Below are 22,149 nucleotides of genomic sequence, written 5' to 3'. Positions count from 1 at the left end.
CGCCTGTTTCTAGAAAACGCGTTCCGCTTGCGGAATGCCGCTGCTTCGGTCTGATCATATGTCGCATAATACCTTCGGTCATCTTTTCCGCGTGTCCACCTGGGGCGAAAGCCACGGACCAGCCCTTGGCTGTGTTGTCGATGGGTGCCCACCCGGCATCCGCTTTACACTGGCCGAAGTTCAGGCGTGGATGGACAAACGCAAGCCCGGCCAAAGCCGCTTCGTCACCCAGCGCCGCGAAGATGATATCGTCAAAGTTCTCTCCGGCGTGATGCTGGATGAGGATGGCGAGACGATGATTACGACAGGCACGCCGGTGTCCATGCTGATTGAAAACACCGACCAGCGCTCCAAGGATTACGGCGAAATCGCCAGAAGCTTCCGCCCTGGTCATGCCGATTTTACCTACGACCTGAAATATGGCATCCGCGATTATCGCGGCGGTGGACGCTCCTCTGCCCGCGAAACAGCGGCGCGTGTTGCTGCCGGTGCGCTGGCCCGCAAGGTGGTGCCGAGCCTCAATGTGCGTGGTGCCCTCGTGCAGATCGGCAAACACAAGATCAACCGCGCCAACTGGGATTGGGCGCAGGTCGACCAGAACCCGTTCTTCTGCCCGGATGCGCAGATGGTTCCCGTTTGGGAAGAGTATCTGGATGGTATCCGCAAGGCCGGTTCCTCCATCGGTGCGGTCGTTGAGGTCATCGCAGAAGGTGTTCCCGCCGGCATCGGTGCGCCGATTTACGCCAAGCTCGATCAGGATATCGCCTCCAACCTCATGTCGATCAACGCCGTGAAGGGCGTGGAGATCGGTGAAGGTTTCGCCTCCGCCGAACTGACCGGCGAGGAAAACGCCGACGAAATGCGGATGGGCAATGATGGCACGCCGATTTTCCTGTCCAACCATGCGGGCGGCATTCTGGGGGGCATCGCCACAGGTCAGCCAGTTGTTGCGCGTTTCGCCATCAAGCCCACCTCCTCCATTCTGACGGAACGACAGTCCATCAATGCCGATGGCAAAAATGTCGATGTTCGCACCAAGGGCCGTCACGATCCATGCGTGGGCATTCGCGCCGTGCCGATTGGCGAAGCGATGGTGGCATGTACCGTTGCCGACCATTATCTGAGAGATCGTGGCCAGACCGGCCGTTTGAAATAGGAGCCTGACCATGGCGTATGATCAAAAGCGTGTCGTTGAAGCTATCCGCGCCTTCGAGGCAGGCGAGATCGTTGTCGTCATGGATGATGATGACCGTGAAAACGAAGGCGATCTGATCGTTGCGGCGGTGCATTGCACGCCGGAAAAGATGGCCTTCATCGTGCGCCACACCTCCGGCATCGTGTGTGCGCCCATGCCGCGTGAAGAAGCAAAGCGCCTCAACCTCAACGCCATGGTCGCGGAAAACGACAGCGCCCACACCACCGCGTTTACCGTGTCGGTGGATTTCAAGCACGGCACCACCACCGGCATTTCCGCCAGTGACCGCAACGTGACAGTTCGCAATCTGGCCAATCCCAATGCGGGTGCCGCCGATTTCACGCGTCCCGGCCACATCTTCCCGTTGATTTCGCGTGAGGGCGGCGTGCTGATGCGCTCTGGCCATACGGAAGCCGCGGTCGATCTTTGCAAGCTGGCCGGACTGCCGCTGATCGGCGTCATCAGTGAGCTGGTCAATGATGACGGCACCGTCATGCGCGGACCACAAGTGTCTGCTTTTGCAGATACCCACGGCATGAAGCAGGTGTCTGTTGCTGATCTCATCGCCTATCGTCAGCGCAAGGAAACGCTGGTCCAGCTGGAATCGGAATTCACCATCACCACTCCCTATGGCCCGGCAAAGGCGCACACCTATTCGCTGCCTTGGGATCCGATGCAGCATATGGCGGTGATTTTTGGTGATATTCGCGATGGCGTGGATATTCCCGTGCGCCTGCACCCGGAAAACGTGGCCGACGATATTTTCGGCAACAAACAGCCCGTGCAGCATTACATGCGAAAGATTGCCGAACAGGGACGCGGCGTGATCATTTATCTGCGGGAAGGTTCTGTCGGCGTTGGACAGGTCAGCGACCCCAGCCGCAACCGCAAGAAAACCAGCATCGACGAAGACCACGCGCAGGCCCGCTCCCGCGAACATGAATGGCTGGAAATCGGCCTTGGCGCACAGATTCTCAAGGATCTCGGCATCAGCTCGATCAAGTTGCTAACCTCTCGCGAACGCCACTATGTGGGCCTCGAAGGTTTCGGCATCGAGATTGCTTCGACGGATATCGGGTGATCCTTAGACGCCGTACCCATAAATTTTCCGTCATTCCGGCCTTGAGCCGGAATCCAGCCGCGCGTCTGCGCGGGGAGAAGGCTGTTTTGCGATCAAGGACTTGATCGCACTGGATGCCGGATCGAGTCCGGCATGACGGGCGTGATGTTACCCCTCAAGCCACCCCGCCAGATAACGCACACTCTCCACGCCCGTAAACTTCGCAAGTCGGCTCAACTCCGCATCAAGCTTTTCCAGCCTGCCAGTCGAAGCCCGCACGCCCTTTTCCAGCCAAAGCCGCCTCACATCCAGCGTTCCACCTTTGCGCTCTGCCTTCATATCGATGCGGCCAATCAGCCTGTCGCCCTCCAGAAGCGGGAAGACGTAATAGCCATATTGCCGCTTCGGCTCCGGCACGAACACTTCGATGCGGTAGAAGAAACCAAACAGCCGCTCCGTGCGGGCGCGATTGCGCAGCAGGGGATCGAACGGACTTAAAACCCGGATGCGTTGTGGTGGCGCGGGTTCCGCCGCGGCATCGCCCGTGAACCCTTCAAACGCGTAGGACGGTCGCTCTTTGCCGCCATCGGCTGACATCAGCGAAACCTCGCAAAGCTCATCCCGATGCGCCACGACCCAGTCCCTTGCCTCCTGCGCCGAGACGATGTCGAAAAAGGCTGCGATCTCTCCAGATGTTGCGAAACCCAGCCGGGTCAGCGCCTCACGGCAAGCCCAGTCCACAAAGACATCATGGTGCACGTCCAACGCATGATGTTCAGCAGGAATGACGCGCTCGGCAAGGTCATACACCTTCTGAAAATTGACCCGGCCGGAAATCGCCAGTTTGCCGGTGTGCCACAGATATTCCAGCGCCGTTTTGGAGGGATGCCAGTTCCACCAGCCCCCGGATTGATGATCCTCGGCCTTGGTGTCCCGCGACATCAGCGGCCCGTTTTCGGCAATGCGCCGGTAGGTTTCCTCGAATGCGGCATCGAAACCCTCGCCGTGCCATTTGCGCCAGCGCTCCTGAATGATCGGTTCGCGACGGCGGAAACGATGTTTCCAATAGGGATAGAAGGTCGATGGCAGGATCGACGCGTCATGCGTCCAATGCTCGAACAGCGCCCGGTCTTTTTCGATCAGCTCTGTGAGGTGATGCCGTTTATAGGTCTGATTGCGCGAAAAGATGATCTGGTGATGGGCGCGCTCCACCGTCGCAATACTATCCACCTGCACAAAGCCGATATCCGTGATCAACCTCAACAGGTCCGCCTTGTTCATGGCACGACCTGGCGGCTCGGACAGCCCTTGCCGCGCGAGGAAAATACGTCTTGCTGCTTCATTCGAAATCAGAATCGCCATGGCAAAAGCCTAGGGTTGCGCGCCCGAAAAATCAATGTTCTTTTTTTGTTCTTGATTTTACTTGGCCGTTCATATGTTTATAGAAGCGGCAAGGGATTTTGGGGAATTGGGTTTGGACATAGGTTTTCACGATGCGGGTGTGGCCTTCGAGCGGCGAGTGGCTGTCGAGCCCCTGACGCTTTCGCTCCATGAACGGCGCATCGGCATTATTGGTCTCAACGGGTCCGGCAAGACCACATTTGCGCGGATGATCAACGGGCTGACGAAACCCACCAGCGGTCGCGTGACCGTCAACGGGCTGGATACGGTCACGGATGGTCCGTCGGTCTTAAAAGATGTCGGTTTTGTTTTCCAGAACCCGCAAAATCAGATCATCCTGCCGATTATCCGCGATGACATCGCGTTCGGCCTGAAAAATCGTGGCGTGGACAAGTCTTCGGTCGAGGCCGCAGTCGAAGCAACATTGCAACGCTTCGGCATAGAACATCTGGCCAAGCGCCGCGCGCACGAGATTTCCGGTGGTGAATTGCAACTTGCGGCACTTGCCGCACTCACCATCACTGGCCCGAAAATCCTCATCATGGATGAGCCGACCAATCAGCTTGACCTCAAAAACCGGGCGCTGGTGGAAAAGACCATGGCTGGGCTTGAGCAGGATTTGTTCGTCATCACCCACGATCTGCCACTGCTGGAGAGCTTTGATCGTGTGCTTGTGTTCCATCAGGGCAGGCTCAGCGCAGATGCCTCTCCCTCGGAAGCCATCCGCCTCTATCGGGAGCTGGCGCTGACATGAGAAGCCTGCACGTCGAAGGCACCGGCTGGCTCTACAGGCTGTCGCCGCGCATCAAGCTCATTGCCCTTGCTGCCTTCAGCATCGGCTTGTTTCTGACGCGCGACCCGCTGTTGTTGGTCGCAGGCCTGTGCCTTGCCCTCTTCGTTCTGTCGCAAGCACATCTGGGCTGGCGCGAAACGATTTTGCGATTACGTCCGGTTTTTCTCACCATCATCGTCATCGCGCTGTTTAGTTTCCTGCTGATTTCCGCACTTGATGCGACGATTGCCCTGCTGCGTCTCTCGGCCCTGACCCTTTTGGCAACGGCGATCACCGCCAGCGTCAGCATTTCGCAGTTCATGGACGAGATCACCTTTGCGTTGCGTCCGCTGGAGAAAATCGGCTTGGCGAAAGCCGCCGATGTCGGGCTTGCAGTTGGCCTCGTCATTCGCTTTGTGCCGGAGGTGGTCAATCGCTACGAGACGTTGCGCGATGCCCACCGCGCACGCGGTATAGAGGCAAAGCTGCACACAATTCTGGTGCCGCTGATTATAATGACGTTGAAGGACGCCGATGCGATTGCCGATGCCATTGACGCGCGCGGTTTCAGAGGCCAAACCTCGTTTTCAGATATTTAAAGCCAATTGCGTGCAAGGATTGACGCAACACGCTTTAAATCTTTGTTGTTGCGCATGTCGTTTCGCAAAACCGCAGCGTAGTTTTGCGCGACATGCTTGAGAGGGGAGCATAAGACCCATGAAGACACGTGACCTCGTTTTGATCGCGCTATTTTCAGCCATCATCATTGCGCTTGGCCTGTTGCCACCTATTCCGCTCGGTTTCATTCCGGTGCCCATCACCGCGCAATCGCTCGGCGTCATGCTGGCCGGTGTGGTGCTGGGTGCAAAGCGTGGAACGCTGGCTGTTCTGCTCACCATCCTCATTGCCGCCATCGGCCTGCCGGTTCTTTCCGGTGGTCGCGGCGGTCTATCCATTTTTTATACGCCAACAACCGGTTATCTGATCGGCTGGATCGCCGCTGCATTCGTCACTGGTTATCTTTCCGAGCGTCTGGTCAACCGTGATCAGACGGCGTTGGTGCAAGGCGTCGGCTTCTTTCTGGCCAGCGTCATCGGTGGCGTTGCCGTGCTGTATGCTTTTGGCATCACCTATCTCGGCTTTGCGGCTGGCATTGGTTTTACCAAGGCATTCATCGGCTCCATGGCCTTTATTCCAGGCGACGTGTTAAAAGCCGTGCTTGCAGCCTTGGCTGGTCGTGCCGTGATGGCTGGATATCCACTGCTGCCGCAGCGCGCCTGACACGGCCGTCAAAATTGTTCAGGAGTAATGGCTATGGCTACACGGCTTTACGAGCACCCGATATTCCTTGAACACATTACGCCAGCGGGGCACCCGGAGCGCCCCGACCGGCTGCGCTCACTCAACATTGCGCTGGAACATCCGAATTTCGAGCGGCTGGAGCGGAAGGAAGCACCTCAGGCCAATGAAGATGCGGTGTTGCTGGCACACCCTGAAAGCCACCTGATTTCGGTCATGCGCCAAATCCCGGAAGAGGACGGCGAGATCAACCGCATCGAGGCGGACACCTACGCCTCCTCCAAAAGCCTGCAAGCGGCGCTCACCGGCATCGGCGCTGCCATGGCGGCGGTGGACGATGTTTTTAGTGGCGCCGCAGACAATGTTTTCGTGGCCAGCCGCCCGCCCGGCCACCATGCGGAAACTGAAAAGGCCATGGGCTTTTGCTTTTTCAACAATGCCGCCATTGCTGCCCGCCATGCGCAAAAGACCTATGGCGCAGAGCGCGTGGCCATTGTGGATTGGGATGTGCACCACGGCAATGGCACGCAGGATATTGTCTGGAACGACCCATCCGTGCTGTTCTGCTCCACCCACCAGATGCCGCTTTATCCGTGGAGTGGCGATAAAAACGAGACCGGCATCAAGAACAATGTGGTCAATGCGCCGCTTTCGCCCAACACCGGCAGCGACCATTTCCGCGAGGCATTCAAATCCCGCGTGTTGCCAGCGCTTGCCGACTTTTCGCCGGACCTCATCATCATCTCGGCGGGTTTTGATGCCCACCACCGCGATCCGCTGGCACAGATCAATCTGGTGGGTGAGGATTTCGATTGGGCGACCGGGCGAATTCTGGAGATGGCCGACAAATATGCCTCCAACCGGGTCGTCAGCCTGCTTGAAGGTGGTTATGATCTGGAAGGGCTGGCGGAATCGGCGGCCATGCATATTTTGAGAATGATGAAGGGTTGAACATGACGGAAAATGCCAACACAGCCGATGTCAGCGGTTATTCTTTCGAAAAGGCTGTCGCCGAGCTGGAAAGCATTGTCGCCCGTCTGGAACGTGGCGACGTGGCGCTGGACGAATCCATCGCCATTTACGAGCGCGGCGAAGCCCTGAAGAAACATTGCGAAACCCTGCTGACGGCTGCTGAAAAGCGCATCGAAAAAATCCGGCTGGACCGCACGGGCAAACCACAGGGGGTGGAGCCGCTGGACGGCGAATAAGGCTTGTAAGCCTTTCCTCCGTCATGCTCGGGCCTGTCCCTCGGGAAAGAACAGAGGATGATGTCGAGAGGACATCTGGACGTGTTGGACGATCTTGAACAGACCGTTCGATATCGAGGTCTCGCACCCATGGCGGATCGTGGTAATCTAGGCCAAATCGCGCAGGAGATTTGCCATGTCATTTTTTCCCGGAAACGACCCCGCTGCGGGTGATGCCTTTGCCTGTGACGCCATTGAAAATCTGATTATTCCGCGATCCAGCGATATTGGCGGCTTTGCCGTGCGCCGGGCACTGCCAACGCGGGAGCGGCGGCTGGTGGGGCCGTTTATCTTTTTTGATCGGATGGGGCCGGCCATTTTGAAAGCGGGCGAAGCGCTGGATGTGAAGCCGCATCCGCATATCGGGCTTTCGACGGTCACCTATCTGTTCGATGGCGAAATCAAACATCGCGATAGCCTCGGCACCGAACTCGTCATCCGCCCCGGCGATATCAATCTGATGACAGCGGGGCGTGGCATCGTGCATTCGGAACGCACACCGGAAAATCTGCGCGGCCATCCACTGTCCATGTCCGGCCTGCAGACTTGGTTGGCGCTGCCCGACAACAAGGAAGAAATCGCCCCCGATTTTGACCACACGGCCCGTGAAGCGCTGCCATTGATCGATGCCGTCGGCGCAACGGGACGCGTCGTGATCGGCGCCTTTGCAGGTTATAAATCCCCCGTCAAAACCTTCACCGATACGCTCTATGTCGATCTGACGCTGCAAGCCGGGGTGAAGGTGCCGTTGTCCACCGATCACGAGGAACGGGCGATCTACATTTTGTCCGGCTCGCTGGATGTGGCCGGAGACGTTTTTGCTGCCGATCAATTGATCGTGTTTCGTGCGGGCGATGACATTACGCTGAAGGGTGGCCTCAGCGGTTGCCACATCATGATTTTCGGCGGTGCGGCGGTGAATTCCAAACGCTATATCTGGTGGAACTTTGTTTCGTCATCAAAAGAGCGCATAGAAAAAGCCAAGGACGAGTGGAGAACCGGGCGCTTCGACATCGTCCCGGGGGATGAGGAAGAGTTTGTCCCTTTGCCGCAGGGTTGAAATTCGTTAAAACGAATAGAGGCTGCTATCAGCTATGGTTTGGAGCAAGTATGAGACATAGGTGATAGCAGCCTCTTTATCTTGCCGAAGGCTCGATGATCCACCATCTAGTCGGTGTAAGCACTATTAGAAGAAAGCCGAACGATTGACCGGAATGCCAAAGACACCGTTGCTTGACCGGGTAAATTTCCCATCCGACCTCAAGGCAATCGAAGATCGCGACCTGCCGCAACTGGCACGGGAACTGCGCGATGAGATGATCGATGCTGTGTCTACGACCGGCGGGCATCTGGGTGCTGGTCTCGGCGTTGTGGAACTGACGATTGCTATCCACAAGGTTTTCAACACGCCGGACGATCGGTTGATCTTCGACGTTGGCCACCAGTGCTACCCACACAAAATTCTGACGGGTCGCCGGGAGCGCATTCGCACGCTGCGGCAGGAAGGTGGCCTTTCCGGCTTCACCCGCCGTGCAGAAAGCGAATATGACGATTTTGGCGCGGGGCATTCCTCCACCTCGATTTCCGCCGGTCTCGGCATGGCTGTTGCTGCCGAGCTTGATGGCAGCGACCGCAAGGTGATCGCCATCATCGGCGATGGCTCCATGTCGGCTGGCATGGCGTTCGAGGCGTTGAACAATGCCGGTGCGCTGGATGCGCGCCTGATCGTTATTCTCAACGACAACGACATGTCGATTGCGCCGCCAACCGGCGCCATGAGCGCTTACCTCGCGCGTCTGGCCTCTGGCCGCACATACATGGGCTTCCGCGATTTCGGCAAAAAACTGACGGCTTATCTGGGCAAAACCATCGACCGGGCCATTACCCGCGCCGTGACCCATGCGCGGGGCTATGTGACAGGCGGAACGCTGTTCGAGGAGCTGGGCTTCTACCATATCGGCCCTATCGACGGTCATTCCTTCGACCATCTGCTTCCGGTGCTGCGCAATGTGCGCGACAACCAAAAGGGTCCGGTTCTCATCCATGTCGTGACGCAGAAGGGCAAGGGTTATGCCCCTGCCGAAGCCGCTGCCGACAAATATCACGGCGTCAACAAGTTCGATGTCATCACCGGCGCACAGGCCAAAGCCAAGCCGAATGCGCCGAGTTACACCAGCGTCTTTGCCGAAGCCTTGGTGCAGGAAGCCACGCTTGACGACAAGATCGTCGGCGTCAGCGCCGCCATGCCTAATGGCACGGGTCTGGACAAGCTGGCCGAACTCTTTCCGAAGCGTTCTTTCGATGTCGGCATTGCCGAACAGCACGCCGTGACATTCGCGGCTGGCCTTGCTGCCGATGGGTACAAGCCGTTTTGCGCGCTTTATTCCACCTTTCTGCAACGCGGGTATGACCAGCTGGTGCATGATGTGGCGATCCAGGGATTGCCCGTACGCTTCCCCATAGACCGAGCTGGTTTTGTCGGTGCCGACGGCCCCACCCATGCGGGTTCATTCGACACGACATTCCTTGCCACCCTGCCCGGCATGGTGGTGATGGCGGCATCGGATGAGGCGGAACTGAAACATATGGTGCGCACCGCTGCGGCCTATGACGAAGGCCCGATTTCCTTCCGCTATCCGCGTGGCGAAGGCGTGGGCATCGAAATGCCTGCCCGTGGCGAAATTCTGGAAATCGGCAAGGGTCGCATCGTCAAGGAAGGCTCCAAAATCGCGTTGCTTTCCTTCGGCACGCGCCTTGCGGAATGCCTGGCGGCAGCGGAAGATCTGGATGCGGCGGGCCTGCCGACCACGGTGGCCGATGCCCGTTTTGCCAAGCCGCTTGATCTTGATCTTATTCGCCAACTCGCCAGCCATCACGAGGTGCTGATCACAATCGAAGAGGGTTCTGCGGGCGGATTTGGCGCGCATGTGCTGCACTTCATGGCAAGTGCCGGTCTTCTGGATACGGGCTTGAAAGTTCGCACCCTGACCCTGCCGGATCAATGGGTGGAACAGGCCAAACCGGAAATCATGTATGCCAATGCCGGTCTGGACCGCGCTGGCATCGTCGCCACGGTTTTCAAAGCACTCGGCCAGAAACAGGTTGATGTCGGCGTTGCCGGGTAATCGCGAGCCGCTTTTGACGTCACAGCTGCGCGCCCCTTGCCACCCCCTTTGCTTGGCAAGCATGGACAAGATTTAACTTGGATTCCCTGTTCCGGTTCGTAAAAGCTCTGGCTTTGAAGAATGGAAAAGGCCGATGAAAAGAAGAACTCTTATTCTGGGAGGAGGCGTCATTGTGGCCGCGTCTGCTTCGGGCGTAGCGCTGTGGCCGCGCCATCATAGAGCCATCGCCGCCCGCGAATTCACCTGGAAAGGCACCGATTTTCTGAGCGGCGGCACCAGGGCCGTGGACGTTGCGAAACTGCCAGCGCCGGTGTTTCGCAGCAGCCCGAATTGCATCGTCACCGCCGCCCAGACACTTGGCCCCTGCCATGTCAACAACGTGCCCGTGCGGGAGGATGTGTCTGAAAACCAGGTCGGTCTTCCGATGCGCCTCGCTGTCAGGATCGTTCACGCCGCCGATTGCCGCCCCATCGAAAACGCGGACGTGGAAATCTGGCATACGGATCACCGGGGCATTTATTCGGGCCGCGAAGCCGCCGACATGTGCACGGGCGGTGATGCCGAGGCGCTCAGCGGCCTTGCGTTTCGCGGGCGCCAACTGACGAAAGCAGAGGGTCAGGCAATTTTCCTCACCGCCTATCCGGGCTGGTATAGCGGCCGAACGCCGCATATCCATTGTCGCATTGTGGTCGAGGGCAAAGAACTGCTGGTCAGCCAGCTTTATTTTGACGATACGCTGAGCGATATCGTCTACGGCCAGCATCCCGATTACGTGGGGCGACCACTACGCGATACCGCCAATGGTGATGACAGTATCGTTCCAGACAATGCGACCGACCACATCTTCGATTTCGAAAAACTCGACAGCGGCGTCTTGTCCGCGACGATCACCATCGGCGTTTCCGCCTGAGACATCACCAAACAAACGAAACCCGCCGGATCGCTCCGGCGGGTTTGTTGTTTCAGGCGTTGATCACTCTCAGAACTCTTCCCAGTTCTGCTCCGCAGGCTTTGCCGCAGCGCTGGTGCTTGGCGAGAAAGCCTTGGCAAGACTTTGGCCAAGCGCGCGTGCAGGTGACGAAACCGGACGTGCGGTTGAAGGCGCTATTTTCGCAGCAGGGCGTGCCTTTGGTGTGAAGGCCGGTGCTGGTGCCGAAAACGATGCCGGGCGTGACGCGATGGACGACGCGGACGCCGCAAACCCTGTGGCTCCACGCGCACCGCCCCCGAGATTGAACTGACCGATAAGGCCGTTCAAAGCGGCAGCTTCGCGTGCCAGTGCATGGCTTGCAGCGGTCTGCTGCTCCACCATCGCGGCATTTTGCTGCGTGCCCTGATCCATGGTGTTGACGGCGGTGTTGATTTCCTGAAGGCCGGTGGCCTGTTCGCGGGATGCCGTGACGATTGTGCTGACGTGAGAATTGATTTCCTCAACCTCGGCAATGATCAACTGCAACGCCTTGCCGGTTTCACCAACCAGGTTCACACCGTTTTCAACCTGTCGGCTCGACGCGCTGATTAGGGTCTTGATTTCCTTGGCAGCATTGGCAGAGCGCTGTGCCAGTTCACGCACTTCCTGCGCCACAACCGCAAAGCCCTTACCGGCTTCACCGGCACGCGCTGCTTCCACACCGGCGTTCAGCGCCAGAAGATTGGTCTGGAAAGCGATATCGTCGATGACGCTGATGATCTTGGTGATTTCGCCGGAAGACTTCTCGATTTCCTGCATGGCGGACACGGCGCTGCGAACCACGGTGCCGGACTTTTCAGCCCCTGCCCGCGCACGCTGAACCAGGGCACTTGCCTCTTCCGCACCCTTGGCGCTGTCGCGCACCGTGGTAGTCACTTCTTCCAGTGCTGCTGCTGTCTCTTCGATGGAAGCAGCCTGCTGTTCGGTGCGGCGGGAAAGATCGTCTGCGGCAGACAACATTTCAGAAGCACCGGCATTGATGGCGGACGCGTTTTCACCCACGTTGCGCAGAGCGTCTTGCAGCTTGTCCAGCGAGGTGTTGAAGTTGATGCGAAGTGGTTCGATGAACTGGGTGAAAGGGCTTTCGATGCGGTAAGCCAGATTGCCATCGGAGAGCGCTTGTAGACCCTTGGCCAGTTCTTCACGGGCAAACATCTGTTCGGCTTCGGCGCGTTCTTTTTCCGCTTCGTTCTGGCGACGCTCTGCTTCCGTTGAGAAGCGCATACGATCGCTTTCGTCCGCAAGGCGGGATTTTTCGATACCGGATTCCTTGAAGACCAAAACGGCCTTTGCCATCTTGCCCACTTCGTCGCCACGGTCGAGCGCGGGAACGTCAACGGACATATCGCCACCGGCAAGGCGGCTCATGGCGTTGGTCATGCCGACAATCGGCGCAACGATGGTGCGAGACAGCGCCCAGATCAACAGCACGGCAACGACGCCAGCAGCGGCACCGCCACCAAGAAGCGCCAGCTCAAGGTTGCTATGCGCCTTTTCCTGTGCGGCAATCTGGCTGGCAGAGGCGGTTGCCAATTGTTCCCTGATTTTTGCGGCCGCCGCACGGAAGTTATCCAGCTGGCCCTTGGCCTGATTACGTCCGATCTCGATGATCTCGGAAATGGGTGCTTCGGTGGTCTTGCGTGCCGCCATCTGCGGCTCTGCCAGTTCCTTGTAGAAAACCGTGGCCGTCGCCTGCATCTCATCAATGGCTTTGAGGATTTCAGGCTGACCGGCAGCAAAGCCGCGTGCGTCATCCAGTTTCTTCAGCATCAGCTCCCGCTGGGCGAAGACGTCCTTATACGTGCTATCGCTGCGAAAAAGCAGAAAGCCGCGCTGATTGACAGCCTGCTCCAGCATTGCGGCCAGTGCACCATCAACGCTGGATACAATCCGGCCCGTGTTGGTCTGTTGCTCCGAGATGCGCTTGGCATCGATCGTCTGCATGAAAACAACTGCCGATGCCACCAGGCAAACCCCCATCAAGGCAATGAAGGTGGCCACCAGTTTCAGATTAATAGGGAGATTTTTCAAAGACATCGAGAACTCTTTCGACACGCTTCCGGTGCGACTGCATGGGAAAAACAGTCTGTGACACCACACTAAATTTATCAGGGAGGGCCGCCGTCATGGCAGAAATGATGAGATCAACTCAACGTGGGGGCAGAGTGCTACAAACACGTTTATTTTCGCTTAAATACGTGATTTCTAATTATAGTTGCTCCGCAATTAAATTGCGCGCGGGCCACAGTCATGCGTGCTTTCCTCACAAACCGCATAAAACGCTTGCGCTCCGGGCTTTTGACAGTCATTGACACGAACCATGTCAAATTCATCTGAAAATCAACGGCTGGACCAGCTTCTGGTCTCTCGTGGGCTGTTTGCCAGCCGCTCCCGCGCACGCGATGCGGTGCAACGCGGCACAGTGCGCGTCAACGGCAACATCGTGACCAAGCCAAGCCTCACATTTCCGGGCAACTCGGTCTTCGAGGTCAGTGATCCGGCACAGGGTTATGTCTCGCGCGCTGCGCTGAAACTGGCGGCGGCACTGGACCATTTCAAACTCGATCCTTCCGGCCATGAGTGTCTGGATGTCGGCGCGTCCACGGGCGGCTTTACCGAAGTGCTGTTGAACCGTGGTGCTGGGCATGTGACGGCGATCGATGTCGGCCACGGGCAAATCCACCCGCGTGTCGAAGGCAACCGGCGCGTCACCAGCATCGAAGGTTTCAATGCGCGATTCCTGACCAGCGACGATATCGACAATCGCCCGATCAGCTTCATTGTGTCGGACGTGTCCTTCATTTCGCTGAAGCTGGCGCTTGCGCCTGCACTGGAATTGGCAGAGCCCAATGCGCTGGCCGTATTGCTGGTAAAGCCGCAATTTGAAGCGGGTCGCGATGCCATCAGCAAGGCTGGCCTGTTGAAAGAGCCGGAAACCGCGCCGGATGTTGCCGCAGAGCTAGAGCGCTGGCTGGTAGAAGATATGGGCTGGGTGAGCCTTGGCCTCATCCCCTCGCCCATTGCGGGTGGCGATGGCAATGTGGAATTCCTTCTCGGGGGCAGAAAGCCATGACCACCCAGACCGTGAAGATTCAGAGCCTTGGTGCGCAGGGCGATGGCGTTGCGCACTGTCCCGACGGCCCGGTCTATGTGCCCTTTTCGCTTGCTGGCGAAACGGTGGCCATTGCCCGTGTCAAGGATCAGGGCACGATCATGTCGATCACCGAGGCCTCACCCGACCGGCGCCAGCCTGTCTGTCGCCACTTCGGCCCAGACGGCAAGAATGGCACATGCGGTGGCTGTTCCCTGCAACATCTGGCCGACGAGCCTTATCATGATTTCAAGCGCAACCTCGTTGTCGCAGCCCTGAAATCGAAGGGGCTGGACGCGGAGGTCGATGCACTGGTGCACTGTCTTCCCGGCCAGAGACGCCGCGTTGTCTTCTCCGCCCGCAAGACAGAAAAAGGCCTGTTGCTGGGTTTCAGCCAGGCAGGCAGCCACCATATCGTCGCCATTGAGGAATGTCCCGTCGCGGTTGATGGCATCGTCGCGCGTCTGGATGTCATTCGCGCCATCGGCTTCCCGCTGGTGTCCAGTGCAGAACCGTTCCGCATTACCGTGATGGAAACGCTGTCCGGCCTTGATATCTCGTTTGAAGGCATCAAAGCCCCGAACGACAAGCAGCGCAGAACGGCGACCGAAATCGCGCTTTCCACGCGCGGCATCGCCCGCGTTTCGATTGCTGGCGAAATCCTGATCGAACCACAAAAGCCCGTCATCGATTTCGACGGCGTGCCGATCACCCCGCCATCGGGCGGCTTTGCACAGGCCACCAAACAGGCAGAAGATGCCATGGCGGAACTGGTGCTGGCGCATGTGGGCAAATCCAAGCGCATCGCCGACCTGTTTTGCGGCTCCGGAACATTCGCGCTGCGGCTTGCCCGACTTGGCAAGGTTCATGCGGTGGAAACCGAAGACAAGGCACTGAAAGCGCTGGATCTCGCGGCCCGCAACACTCAGGGTCTGAAACCCGTCACCACGGAAAAGCGTGACCTTTTCCGCCATCCGCTCAATCTCAAAGAGCTGAAGAATTACGACGCCGTGGTTTTCGATCCGCCCCGCGCCGGTGCCGAAGCGCAATGCAAGGAACTGGCGCGCAGCACGGTGAAGAAGATTGTTGCGGTCAGCTGCAATCCGCTGTCGCTGGCCCGCGATCTTGCCATTCTGATCGAGGGTGGCTACCGCGTCACCAAGGTTACGCCCATCGACCAGTTCCTGTGGTCGCCGCATGTGGAAGCGGTCGCGACGCTGGAGAAGTAGGGACTCTCCCTCCGTCACCCCGGACTTGATCCGGGGTTCAGTGCGATCAAATCCTTGATCGCGAACGGCTCTTTTGCGCCGCAGACGCGGCGACTGGATTCCGGCTCAAGGCCGGAATGACGGGAAAGGCAATTCCTTACCAAGCCGTATCGATATTCCCGTTCCCCACCACGCCATTGCAGCGGCAGCGGCCGCCGACACGGCCCTGCTGCACGGGGCAGACATAGGGGCGTGAGCGATTGGCGCTATCGGGCGGCGTTACCACGCAGACGAAGCGAGGGCGGCGGCGGTCTCCATTGTTGTTCTGGTTGGATTGGCCTGCGCTGCTGTTGAAGTTCTGCACCTCAATCACATCGCTTTGCGCGGGTTGCGACATCAATGGCGGCTGAAAACTTGCCGCCCCTGCGATGTTGGAGAGGGATATGAAGGTGAGCGTTGCGAAAACGATGTTGCGCATGGGTGGCGGCTTTCTCAAGACAATGGGCGATAGTGGCGAAGAATAGCCGCCTTCTCTTCCGGTTCCGTAAAGGCCGCCAACTTTCACCAGCCACGCTTAACGGCGCATGAATGCCTCAAAGGCTGCGCGGGCCTCAGTGCTCTGCAACTGTGCTGCAAAATGCACGATTTCCGCATCGATGCGCTGGCGAACCTCAGCACCATCACCACGCAACAGATCGCGGGCGATTTTCAGCGCCTGCGGTGGCTTGGCCGCAAGCGACGCTGCGATCTTCAATGTTTCGCGTTCGACGTCGGCCTCCGAAACCACTTTCCAGATCAAACCGGCCTGAAGCGCCTGCTCCGCTGAAAAACCTTCGCCCGCCGCCAGCAAAGCAAAAGCCCGCTGGTGGCCCATGATCCGCGGCACGAGCAGGCTGGACGCCGCTTCCGGCACCAGCGCCAAATCCACGAACGGCGTTTTGAACAGGCTGCGGCTGGAGGCAACGGTCAGATCGCAATGCAGGTTCAGCGTCGTGCCGATGCCAATCGCCAAACCATCGACGCCGGAGATGATGGGTTTTTGGACGCTGACCAGTGCGTGCAGAAAATCCCCCGCCGCCAGCCGTCCCTTGCCGCCGGACATGGCAAAGGCCATAAAATCGGCCATGTCATTGCCAGCGGAAAAACAGCCCTCGGAGCCAAGGAATACGATGGCGCGGATATCGCCATCCCCATCCGCCGCCTGCAATGCCTCGATCATCGTGCGATACATCGCATCCGTAATCGCGTTCTTTTTGTCGGGGCGATTGAAGCGGATAACCTGCACGCCGGGTGCTGTTTCCGGGCGTTCCAGAAGAATATGGTCAGTGGACATGGACACTCCTTAACCCAAGACAGTGCGGGCAGCTTCAAGGCTGGCAGCACCGGCTATAACGCGATCCTTCAAGGCAGATGTTTCCGCCAGCAGGTTTTCGGCTGTGAAACGGCAGAGTGCAGCACGGTGTGACCCCTGCCCATCCTCCACCGACACCAAGGCACCTTTTGCGAGATAAGCGCCCGTCAGAGCCAACCCGAACAGCCGTTGGTAGGGCGTTGCTCCCGCCAGCGCTGCGGTGGCTTCACCCTTGGCCAAGGCGTCCAGCAACCAGTCGGTTGCCTCTTCCAGATCCGTAAGGCTTTGGTCGAGATAACGGGCGGTTTCGCCAAGCTCTGGCCTGTTGGACGCACGCACCGCATCCGCCAATTCTTTCAACTCGCCAATGAAACCACGCACCTGCCTACCTTCGGAAAGCGGCAGCTTGCGGGTGACGAGATCAATGGCCTGAATGCCGTTCGTGCCTTCATAAATCGGCGCGATGCGGGCATCCCGCAGATAACGGGCAGCGCCTGTTTCCTCGATGAAACCCATGCCGCCATGCACCTGAATGCCGAAAGACGCCACATCCACACCGGCATCGGTGGAGAAGGATTTGGCAATCGGCGTCAGTAGAGCGGCGCGCTCCTGCCAGAATTTTCGCTCAGCCGCATCGGTCTTCGCATGGCTCATGTCGATGGCGTGGGCGCAGGAGAAGGAAATGGCACGGGAGCCTTGCGTCAGCGCCTTCATGGTCAGCAAGGTTCTGGCGATATCGGGATGTTCGATGATCGGGCTCATGCCTGTTGCCTTTGTGCCGGGTGCCTTGCCCTGCGTGCGATCTTTCGCATAGGCAATCGCCTTTTGCGTTGCCGCCTCGCAGATGGCCACACCCTGCATACCGACGGCCAGACGTGCATTGTTCATCATCGTGAACATGCAGGCCAGACCCTTGTTCTCTTCACCGACGATCCAGCCAATCGCGCCCTTTTCAGCGCCATAACGGCCATCCCCGAAAATCATCGTGCAGGTGGGAGAGCCGTGAATGCCGAGCTTGTGTTCCAGCGCGTGGCAGAACAGATCGTTGCGCTCGCCTGGGTTTCCAGCCGCATCCGGCAAGAACTTCGGCACCAGAAACAGCGAAATACCGCGTGTGCCCGCGGGCGCATCGGGCAGACGGGCCAGCACCAGATGGATGATGTTGTCCGCTGCGTCGTGTTCGCCCCATGTGATGAAGATTTTCTGGCCGAAAATCCGGTAACTGCCATCGCCAACGCGCTCTGCTCTCGCCTTCAAGGCGGCGAGGTCCGATCCTGCATGTGGCTCTGTCAGGTTCATGGTGCCGGTCCATGTACCGGACACCAGCTTTTCGAGATAGGTTGCCTTGAGATCATCGCTGCCGTGGGCCGATATCGCCTCTACCGCGCCCATGGTCAGCGTGGGGCAAAGCGCAAACGCCATGGAACCGGAGTTCCACATTTCCAACGCGGCAACGTTCAACAGATGCGGCAGGGCCTGCCCGCCAAAGTCCTCCGGTGCGGTCAGTCCGTTCCAACCGCCGTCCGCCCAGCGGCGATAAAGATCAGCCCAGCCATCGGGTGTACGCACCGCGCCATCCACCAGCTTGGAACCTTGCTTGTCGCCAATCTCGGCAAGCGGCGCAATCTCATCCGTCGCAAACCGGCCGGCCTCGTGGAGAATGGCATCGACGATGTCATCGCTGAGATCACCGAACACGCCTTCGTCCAGCGCGGCCTGAAGACCTGCCACATGTTTCAGCGTAAAAGCGATATCGTCTACCGGTGCGGTATACATCCTGCCTCCTCCCGAAGCGTCTGCCTGCAATGCGATTGTCTTCGGGGCTAAATGATTTTTACGTAAACGTCAATTTCAAAAATCCGACCGTCGATCAACTTCACTGTTATAAAACTGTCATGAAACTCTGCTCTGCATGTTCGAACCTCGAATGCGGCTCCCCCTCGACGCAATTCGCGACGCTCGCCTCAGGATAACGTCCATGGACATTCCCCACCCCACTATTCCCGGATTGGTCTGGGCCTATCGTTTCCGTCCCGAGATAGAGCCATGCACCCGCCTTCCGCCGGACTTTCGACTCGACGATCTACAGGTCGAGGACGGGTTTTTCTGGCTCCATCTCAACATAGCCGATGCACGCGTTGCCGCTTTTATCGAGAACATGCAAGGGCTTGATGACAGCGTGCGGGTCAGTCTGACGACCCATGAGACCCACCCGTCCATCGTGGTGGACGATGGTGCGCTTTACGGAACGCTGGTCGATTTCCAGCGCGAGTTCGATCAGGAAACGCGCAATATCGGCTGGCTGCATTTTGCCGTGGGTGAACGCTACATCATCACCACCCGCCTGCAACCGCTCCGTTCGGTAGACCGTCTTCGCGCCGCCATCGACAAAAACCCCAAACGTTATCCAACACCATCCCATGTTTTTGAGGGCTTGGTCGCGGAATTCCAGCGCACTCTGATCGGCCTCGTCATGGAGACGACCGAGGAGCTGAACGCCATTGAGGATTTCGTTTATGACACCGCACCGCGGGACGAGCGCCGCAGGCTCGCTCCCGTGCGCCGTACCGTCGTGCGTCTGCACCGGCATTTGCGCACGGTCCTGACGCTGATGCGCCGCGCCTCTGCCGCGGATGATGAAGAGATGCCATCGGGGTTTGAAGACGTCGCCGCCCGTTTGACCAGCCGTTTGGAAGCGGTCGACCATGATGTTTACGCGCTTCAGGAACGGGCGCGGCTTCTGCATGAAGAAATCGATTCAAAGCTTTCCTCGGAAACCAACCGCCACCTTTATATTCTGTCGCTGATGACGGCATTTCTCTTGCCACCAACGCTAGTTACAGGCTTTTTCGGTATGAACACCGGCGCATTGCCGTTCACCGAAGGCACCGAGGGAACGATCTATGCGGCCAGCTTTATCGTGGCGTCGATATTGTTTGCATGGGTGCTGCTGCGGCGGGTTGGGATTTTGTAGCGCCCAGACATAGAAAAACCGCCCGGAGCGTTCCGAGCGGTTTTTGATTTGAGCCGATGCTATCAGCCGTATGGCGAATAGCAGGTCTGGCGCGGGCCGTTGTAAGGCTGGAACGTGTTGCTATAGGCATCGTAGGACCGATAACGACCAAAGCACCAGTTCACATGGTTTTGTCCCGCCGCACGGCGAGGGGCCGGGGTGTATTCGCGATAAACCGGACGTGGACGATATTCAGGGATCGGGCGATAGACTTCCCGAGGCTGAGACAGCGCACCGCCGATGATCGCACCGGTGGCGAAAGCCGCCAGCGGGAAATAATAGCCGTTGTGCTGGCGATAACCGGGGCGATAATCGCGATAACCCTGATGACCGCGATACCAGCCGCGACCGTAATCACGGCCATACCCGCCGCGTTCCTGCCAGTATTGGACATTCACCACGCCATTGTTGGTGTTACCGACCCCAGCCGGTGCAACCGTGATCGGCATTGCCTGCGCCGGAACGATCGACCCGGCGACAGCAAGTGCCGAGAACCCGGCAGCCCAAATGGTTTTCATATAATTCTGCATCTGACTTCCTCCATCCACGACCGGTTCTTGAAGACCGGCTCACTGTGAATAACGACGATTGCTCTCACTGTATGCCTCACGCAGAGTGAGGTATTTTATATGATATCAAGAATAGAAATGTGTATCTGAACCCGGGATTAACAGTGCAATCACAGCTACTTGAACGGGATCTGAATCTATAAACTGAAAAAAGCCCGATTTGCATCGGGCTTCTTCAAAACATCAAACGTCACGGCGAAACGCACTGTCTGCGCGGACCATTGCTTGGCTGATAGGTGTTGTCGTAAGCGCGATATGAGCGCCAGCGATTTGCACACCATGACTGGTGGCTGCTGCCATAGGATGGACGGGCCTGATTGGCCGCGCCGCCGATGATCGCGCCTGCTGCAAATGCTGCCAGTGGGAACCAGTAGCCATTGTGCTGACGGTAGCCCGGACGACGATCACGATAGCCCCGGTGGCCGTTGTAATAACCCTGACGGGGTGGCAAGCGGCGGAAATCACGGTCGCTGCGATAATCGCGGCCTCGGCGCCAGTCTCGTCTGTCCCATCCGCCATACTGCACAGGTACGACATTGTCTGTCGTCATCTGAATTGGCTTCGGCATCGGAATAGGCACCTGAAACGCCTGAGACGGGGTGAAGCTCGTCAAAAACACAACAATTGCTGTCGCAACGCTCGTCTTGCGTAAATTCAGCATGAATTTCCTCCGTTTTGTACACCGCGCGTTGAACCGCGCTTCGATGGTGTGCAAACGGAGAAATTGCAAATTGGTTCCACTTCGCGGGAAATGAACCCGATTCTAACTCATGCTTCTATCTGAACATCGGTCAATGGCCGTGAGCAGCAGGCGAGGATATAGCCTTCCTCGATGTCTTCATCGAGAATACCGCCATTGTGGTTCATCTCGACTTCACCGGAGAGTTTCAGCACACGGCAGGTTCCGCAAATGCCGGATTCGCAGGCAGCACCAATCCGCACGCCCGCGGCACGCGCCGTCATCAGCACGGTCTGCCCCGGCTGGCACGCAACATCCTTGCCGGACAGCGTGAAGCCGATTTTCGCCAACACTTCGCCATCATGGGCAACAGCGCTTTCCCCCACCGCAACGGGCGTTGCCGGGGAAAAACTTTCCTGATGATAACGATCCATATCAAAGCCGGAAGCTTCCAGCATGGAGCGAACTGCTGCCATGAAGGGTTCCGGACCACAACAAAACACGGTGCGATCCATGAAGTCGTGGGAGAGCAGCGCGATCTTGGCCTTGTCCACCATGCCCTTGAGGCCAGACCAGAGATCGGTGCGTCCGCATTGCTCGACGATGAAACCGAGCGACAGGTTGGGCATGAAGCGGGCGAGATATTCCAGCTCATGCCGAAAAACGATGTCGGATGGCGAACGCGAGCAGTTGATGAAGGAAATATCGCTCTGCGGCGCGCGGTCGCTCATATCACGCACCATCGACATCATCGGCGTAACGCCTGATCCCGCCGAGATGAACAGATATTTGTCGCCGGGGTGGCGCACATAAGAGAAGTCACCCAGCGGCCCAAGCGCACGGATACGCATACCCGGCTTGAGGTTATTGAACATCCAGCGCGTGCCGATGCTGTTGGCCTGCGCCTTGACGGTCACAGCCAATGCGTAAGGACGCGAAGGGCTGGACGACAGCGTATAGGTGCGAAACAACGGCTCTGGCCCGACCGGAAGTTCCAGCGTTACGAACTGCCCCGGCACGTAGCGAAACCAGTTTGTGCCTTCCGAGCGAAACAGAAACGTCATCACGTCAGGCGTTTCCGGCGTCACCGAAATGCATTCCAGCATGTGAAGCTTGTCGCTCCACGGTTTCATTTCATCGATGTGTTTGTATGTCACGGCCATGGTCAT

21 protein-coding genes are annotated in these 22,149 nt (G+C 58.2%); 13 read left to right on the top strand and 8 right to left on the bottom strand.

Translation table 11 applies throughout. The features are described from left to right. Positions 1-58: 58 nt before the first annotated feature. Positions 59-1,156, top strand: a complete 1,098-nt coding sequence (aroC, locus tag RMR16_RS01965; RefSeq protein ID WP_320199059.1) for a chorismate synthase — start codon at positions 59-61, stop codon at positions 1,154-1,156. A 10-nt stretch (positions 1,157-1,166) separates the two neighbouring features. Next, on the top strand, positions 1,167-2,276 hold the full coding sequence (gene ribB, locus RMR16_RS01960; protein WP_320199058.1) for a 3,4-dihydroxy-2-butanone-4-phosphate synthase: 1,110 nt from the start codon (positions 1,167-1,169) through the stop codon (positions 2,274-2,276). A 147-nt stretch (positions 2,277-2,423) separates the two neighbouring features. Here the strand turns inward: ribB and RMR16_RS01955 are convergent, their stop codons facing one another. Then, complete coding sequence (locus tag RMR16_RS01955; protein ID WP_320199057.1) at positions 2,424-3,617, bottom strand: winged helix-turn-helix domain-containing protein; 1,194 nt, start codon at positions 3,615-3,617, stop codon at positions 2,424-2,426. 112 nt (positions 3,618-3,729) lie between these two features. Here RMR16_RS01955 and RMR16_RS01950 point away from each other — a divergent pair, with 112 nt between their 5' ends. From RMR16_RS01950 to RMR16_RS01915, 8 genes are all read left to right on the top strand, one after another. Beyond that, on the top strand, positions 3,730-4,410 hold the full coding sequence (locus tag RMR16_RS01950) for an energy-coupling factor ABC transporter ATP-binding protein (RefSeq protein WP_320199056.1): 681 nt from the start codon (positions 3,730-3,732) through the stop codon (positions 4,408-4,410). Further along, the gene (locus RMR16_RS01945) at positions 4,407-5,027 is read left to right on the top strand and encodes an energy-coupling factor transporter transmembrane component T family protein (protein ID WP_320199055.1); all 621 of its coding nucleotides are present in this window, start codon (positions 4,407-4,409) and stop codon (positions 5,025-5,027) included. The genes RMR16_RS01950 and RMR16_RS01945 overlap by 4 nt, the downstream gene beginning before the upstream one ends. A 118-nt stretch (positions 5,028-5,145) precedes the next feature. After that, positions 5,146-5,709, top strand: coding sequence for a biotin transporter BioY (locus RMR16_RS01940; RefSeq protein WP_320199054.1), 564 nt, complete (start codon positions 5,146-5,148; stop codon positions 5,707-5,709). 33 nt (positions 5,710-5,742) lie between these two features. Next, a complete protein-coding gene (locus RMR16_RS01935) occupies positions 5,743-6,678 on the top strand; it encodes a histone deacetylase family protein (RefSeq protein WP_320199053.1) in 936 nt (311 codons plus the stop codon). Positions 6,679-6,680: 2 nt separating this feature from the next. After that, the gene (locus RMR16_RS01930) at positions 6,681-6,935 is read left to right on the top strand and encodes an exodeoxyribonuclease VII small subunit (RefSeq protein WP_320199052.1); all 255 of its coding nucleotides are present in this window, start codon (positions 6,681-6,683) and stop codon (positions 6,933-6,935) included. Positions 6,936-7,110: 175 nt separating this feature from the next. Beyond that, positions 7,111-8,034, top strand: coding sequence for a pirin family protein (locus tag RMR16_RS01925; protein ID WP_320199051.1), 924 nt, complete (start codon positions 7,111-7,113; stop codon positions 8,032-8,034). Between the two features lie 145 nt (positions 8,035-8,179). Continuing rightward, positions 8,180-10,099, top strand: a complete 1,920-nt coding sequence (gene dxs / locus RMR16_RS01920) for a 1-deoxy-D-xylulose-5-phosphate synthase (RefSeq protein ID WP_320199050.1) — start codon at positions 8,180-8,182, stop codon at positions 10,097-10,099. Between the two features lie 133 nt (positions 10,100-10,232). After that, positions 10,233-11,009 (top strand): protocatechuate 3,4-dioxygenase, encoded by a 777-nt coding sequence (locus RMR16_RS01915; RefSeq protein ID WP_320199049.1) that lies wholly within the window; start codon positions 10,233-10,235, stop codon positions 11,007-11,009. 69 nt (positions 11,010-11,078) lie between these two features. Here the strand turns inward: RMR16_RS01915 and RMR16_RS01910 are convergent, their stop codons facing one another. Beyond that, positions 11,079-13,106, bottom strand: coding sequence for a methyl-accepting chemotaxis protein (locus RMR16_RS01910; RefSeq protein WP_320199048.1), 2,028 nt, complete (start codon positions 13,104-13,106; stop codon positions 11,079-11,081). 283 nt (positions 13,107-13,389) lie between these two features. On the opposite strand from RMR16_RS01910, the gene RMR16_RS01905 reads away from it, so the two are divergent. Further along, positions 13,390-14,142, top strand: a complete 753-nt coding sequence (locus tag RMR16_RS01905) for a TlyA family RNA methyltransferase (protein WP_320199047.1) — start codon at positions 13,390-13,392, stop codon at positions 14,140-14,142. Then, a complete protein-coding gene (locus RMR16_RS01900) occupies positions 14,139-15,389 on the top strand; it encodes a class I SAM-dependent RNA methyltransferase (RefSeq protein ID WP_320199046.1) in 1,251 nt (416 codons plus the stop codon). Before RMR16_RS01905 ends, RMR16_RS01900 begins: the two co-directional genes overlap by 4 nt. 136 nt (positions 15,390-15,525) lie before the next feature. Here the strand turns inward: RMR16_RS01900 and RMR16_RS01895 are convergent, their stop codons facing one another. The 3 genes from RMR16_RS01895 to RMR16_RS01885 form a co-directional block, all read right to left on the bottom strand. Then, positions 15,526-15,846, bottom strand: coding sequence for a hypothetical protein (locus RMR16_RS01895; protein ID WP_320199045.1), 321 nt, complete (start codon positions 15,844-15,846; stop codon positions 15,526-15,528). A gap of 96 nt (positions 15,847-15,942) precedes the next feature. Continuing rightward, positions 15,943-16,701 carry a crotonase/enoyl-CoA hydratase family protein gene (locus RMR16_RS01890; protein WP_320199044.1) on the bottom strand — a complete coding sequence of 253 codons (759 nt, stop codon included), beginning with the start codon at positions 16,699-16,701 and terminating at the stop codon, positions 15,943-15,945. A 9-nt stretch (positions 16,702-16,710) separates the two neighbouring features. After that, complete coding sequence (locus RMR16_RS01885; protein ID WP_320199043.1) at positions 16,711-18,495, bottom strand: acyl-CoA dehydrogenase; 1,785 nt, start codon at positions 18,493-18,495, stop codon at positions 16,711-16,713. Positions 18,496-18,697: 202 nt separating this feature from the next. Here RMR16_RS01885 and RMR16_RS01880 point away from each other — a divergent pair, with 202 nt between their 5' ends. Next, positions 18,698-19,693, top strand: coding sequence for a transporter (locus tag RMR16_RS01880; protein WP_320199042.1), 996 nt, complete (start codon positions 18,698-18,700; stop codon positions 19,691-19,693). 62 nt (positions 19,694-19,755) lie between these two features. On the opposite strand, the gene RMR16_RS01875 is transcribed toward RMR16_RS01880, so the two are convergent. From RMR16_RS01875 to RMR16_RS01865, 3 genes are all read right to left on the bottom strand, one after another. After that, positions 19,756-20,262 (bottom strand): BA14K family protein, encoded by a 507-nt coding sequence (locus RMR16_RS01875; protein ID WP_320199041.1) that lies wholly within the window; start codon positions 20,260-20,262, stop codon positions 19,756-19,758. Positions 20,263-20,491: 229 nt separating this feature from the next. Further along, complete coding sequence (locus RMR16_RS01870) at positions 20,492-20,962, bottom strand: BA14K family protein (protein WP_320199040.1); 471 nt, start codon at positions 20,960-20,962, stop codon at positions 20,492-20,494. A gap of 107 nt (positions 20,963-21,069) precedes the next feature. After that, entirely contained in the window at positions 21,070-22,149 is a 1,080-nt protein-coding gene (locus tag RMR16_RS01865) for a hybrid-cluster NAD(P)-dependent oxidoreductase (protein WP_320199039.1), read from the bottom strand.

Source organism: Agrobacterium sp. rho-13.3 (assembly GCF_033957765.2).
Classification (GTDB): domain Bacteria; phylum Pseudomonadota; class Alphaproteobacteria; order Rhizobiales; family Rhizobiaceae; genus Agrobacterium.
The sequence above is the reverse complement of the archived record's forward strand: the minus strand, read 5'-3'. Positions and strand labels throughout refer to the sequence as shown.